Annotated in this window: 1 protein-coding gene; it reads right to left on the reverse strand. The window is 38.1% G+C overall.

What is annotated here, in order from left to right:
• Positions 1-210: 210 nt before the first annotated feature.
• Positions 211-684 carry an IS200/IS605 family transposase gene (gene tnpA, locus G5B06_RS18560; protein ID WP_118609269.1) on the reverse strand — a complete coding sequence of 158 codons (474 nt, stop codon included), beginning with the start codon at positions 682-684 and terminating at the stop codon, positions 211-213.
• Positions 685-814 lie beyond the last annotated feature (130 nt).

Here is an 814-nt window from a genome sequence, read left to right on the forward strand (position 1 = left end):
AGTCAAGACCACCCGCTTAGCGGGTGGCTTGCTCTGTCCCTATAAGGGACTATTCCCTGCTTGCGCCCGGAAGGCGCACTGACAGTCTGCCAACTGCACCACATTTACAGCAGCCCCTTCCAGGGGCTATTCCAGTGCTTCCTTATTCCGGCGCTGCCCCAAAAGGGGCTTGCTGGTTTGCTTTGATTTCCTACTACTGCTCCAAGCAGTTTATTTCTTGTTTTTCTTCACCGGCTCACCCGTAAACGGGTCGATATACTCTACTAATGACATCTGGTCATATTCTAAATCTTCTTTTAATTGATTCTGAATATACTCTTTTATTGCAGCTGTATTTTTTCCTACTGTATCTACATAATATCCTCTACACCAGAAATGTCTATTTCCATATTTGTATTTCAAATTTGCATGTTTTTCAAATATCATTAGTGAGCTTTTTCCTTTTAAATATCCTACTATTTCTGATACCGAATATTTAGGTGGTATTCTTACTAGCATATGTATATGATCCGGACAACACTCTGCTTCTATTATTTCTATTCCTTTTCTTCTGCATAATGATCCTAATATTTGTCCTACATCTGCTTTTATATCTTTATAGATTACCTGTCTTCTATATTTTGGTGCAAAAACAATATGATACTTGCATTCCCATTTAGTATGAGCTAAACTATTTACGTTCATTTTATGAACCTCCTGTGATTTAATATTTGTGGTTTGCAGACCTACATTTATTTTAACACAGGAGATTACTTATATCTAAAGATCTTCCCTCCCCCTGCATAGCAGGGGGTTTATTTTTACTGTCACACAA

Source organism: Blautia luti (assembly GCF_013304735.1).
GTDB lineage: Bacteria > Bacillota > Clostridia > Lachnospirales > Lachnospiraceae > Blautia_A.

What these genes read in the sequence shown, in the direction of transcription:
- tnpA (WP_118609269.1), bottom strand. Translation starts at nt 684, where the DNA reads ATGAACGTAAATAGTTTAGCTCATACTAAATGGGAATGCAAGTATCAT.